Consider the following 2531-nt stretch of genomic DNA (forward strand, 5'->3'; position numbering starts at 1 on the left):
ACGGCCAACCGACGGCGGCCGAGCAGCGCAAGCTGCACAGCCTGATCGAAAGCCATTTCGGGCTTGATCGCGGCGCCGCCGATCGTTTGATCGTCGATGCAACCCAGGTCGAGGGCGAGGCGGTCGACCTCTATCACTTTACCAGCGTCATCATGCGCTCGCTCGACGAAGCGGGCCGTAAGCGCATCGTCCAGATGATGTGGGAGCTGGTCTATGCCGACGGCCAGGTCTCCGAGTTCGAGGACAACGTGGTCTGGCGCGCCTCCGACCTGCTCGGGATTGCCCAGCGCGACCGGATCGACCTGAAGCACGCCGTGGCGGACCGCGCCGGTAGCCAGGTGAAGGACGGCGCCGTCGGCGGCTGATTGCGTCCAACACGGCGGGTGGCCGGTTGTGCAGATCACATGACGAAACTTTAATGTAGCCCCCGGCCGTCTTGTCCCGGGTTTGCCGGCAAATCTGTGGGTTTTCTGCCCTCTCTGGTGCCCACTCAAGCGGCCATGCTGACAGCGCCGCTTGCCTGTCACGTACGGCCTATGCTCTCGTTCTGCCATTGCAGGCCTAAAAAACTTCAATTCAAGAGACTTCGATCGTGATTGAGCGGGTAACGTTGATCACCGGTGCCTCGGCGGGCATCGGCACGGAGCTGGCGCGGGTGTTCGCCGCGAATGGACACCGTCTCGCGCTGACGGCGCGGCGTGCGGACCGGCTCGAGGCGCTCGCGAACGAGCTCGCCGCCAAGGGCGGCAAGAAGCCGATCGTTATCGCCTGCGATCTTCAGGAAGCAGACGCCGGAGAAAAGATCGCGGCAGCGCTCGCCGCCGAAGGTGTCGAGCTCGACCATCTCGTCAACAATGCCGGCTTCGGCGTGTTCGGCGATGCAATCGAGTGCGATCGCGACGAGCAGGTTGGCATCGTCGATGTCAACGTCCGGGCTCTGACGGATCTGTCGCTGCGATTTGCCGATCAGCTCGTCAGGAACAAGGGCGGTCTTCTCAATGTCGGCTCGATCGCCGGCTTCCTGCCCGGCCCCGGCATGGCGGTCTATTACGCGTCCAAGGCCTATGTGATTTCTCTCACCGAGGCCCTGCGGGCGGAGCTCGCGCCGCGCGGCGTCCGCGTCACCGTACTTTGCCCGGGTCCGGTGCCTACCGAATTCCAGGCGCGCGCCGGCGTTGGATCCGGACATAATACGGCCCTTCTCAATGTTCCTGCCTCCGACGTTGCACGGGAGGCCTATCGTGGGCTGATGGCAAATAAACGGGCAGTGCTGCCCGGTCTCGGCATCAAGATTGTGCCATTCGCGCTGCGTTTCTTTCCGCGCGGCTTCATTTTATCCGCCACCAGTCGCTTCCAGCGGCAGAGGCACTAGAGAACGCTCGAAGCGCCCGTCGTGGCCCGGAGCTTGCTTCCTTAATCGGTGTCGTGTGTGCGCGAACTCACACGATGTTAACCATCGCTTAGCTATGCTGGCGGTCTGAACCGATTAGCATTTGGAAAGGCAATGTCGTTCCGGACGGACAGGTTTGGTGGCGCGGAATTGGTGCCCTTCCCGAAGAGAGGGGCCCCTGGCGCATCTGCTGCTCGTCCTGAAGCCCGGTTGCCGGTTCTGATTGTCCTGCACCAGGAATCCTCGACGCCCGGCCGTGTCGGCAATGCGCTGCGCGCGCTCGGCCATCGCCTCGACATCCGCCGTCCCCGCTTTGGCGATCCCCTTCCACAGACGCTCGATCAGCATGCCGGCGCCGTGGTTTTCGGCGGCCCCATGAGCGCCAACGATCCCGACGACTACATCCGCCGCGAGATCGACTGGATCGAAATTCCGCTCCGCGAACAGCGGCCGTTCCTCGGCATCTGCCTCGGTGCGCAGATGCTGGCGATGCAGCTCGGGGCCCGCGTCGCGCCGCATGCGGAGGCCCTGACCCAGATCGGCTACTACCCGATCCGCCCGACGGCCGCGGGCCACGCGCTCTGCCCGGCCTGGCCGGCGCAGGTCTATCACTGGCACCGCGAGGGGTTCGAACTGCCGGCCGGCACTGAGCTGCTTGCGGAAGGCGATGATTTTCCGGTGCAGGCGTTCCGCGCCGGCAACGCCTTCGGCGTGCAGTTTCATCCTGACGTGACCTACGCCATGATGCATCGCTGGACCACGCGCGGCTATGACGGGTTCAGCGCGCCCGGTGCGCGCGAGCGGCATCATCATTTCGCGGACCGTGCCGTGTACGATGTCGCAGAACGCGCCTGGCTCGATCACTTCATCAATGGCTGGCTGACGCGCCGGCCGCTGCTGGCGCAAGCCGCCGAGTGATCGCGCAAACAGCGCGCCGGCCCTTGCTTCATCCCTGGATATGCTAGGTTCGCTCCCAACGAGCGCGCGCGAAATTGCGCCGGCAGACAAAGGGAGAGCGTCATGGCCTATGAACACATTCTCTATGAGGTGAGCGACAAGGTCGCGACCATCACGCTCAATCGCCCGGACCGCATGAACGCGTGGACGCCGACGATGGAGCGCGACGTACGCCGTGCGATGG

The 2531-nt window shown here is 64.4% G+C and carries 3 protein-coding genes and 1 pseudogene; all 4 read left to right on the top strand.

From position 1 onward, the window contains the following. Positions 1-365 (top strand): tellurite resistance TerB family protein (locus AC1D00_RS36260; protein ID WP_477013978.1); only part of this gene is annotated, 365 nt, incomplete at its 5' end. 227 nt (positions 366-592) lie between these two features. Continuing rightward, positions 593-1372 carry an SDR family NAD(P)-dependent oxidoreductase gene (locus AC1D00_RS36265; RefSeq protein WP_477013979.1) on the top strand — a complete coding sequence of 260 codons (780 nt, stop codon included), beginning with the start codon at positions 593-595 and terminating at the stop codon, positions 1370-1372. A 132-nt stretch (positions 1373-1504) separates the two neighbouring features. Next, complete coding sequence (locus tag AC1D00_RS36270; protein WP_477013980.1) at positions 1505-2308, top strand: glutamine amidotransferase; 804 nt, start codon at positions 1505-1507, stop codon at positions 2306-2308. Positions 2309-2410: 102 nt separating this feature from the next. Beyond that, positions 2411-2531 (top strand): annotated as a pseudogene (locus AC1D00_RS36275) (enoyl-CoA hydratase); the annotation flags it as partial.

This window comes from Bradyrhizobium sp. P2_E8 (genome assembly GCF_056403875.1).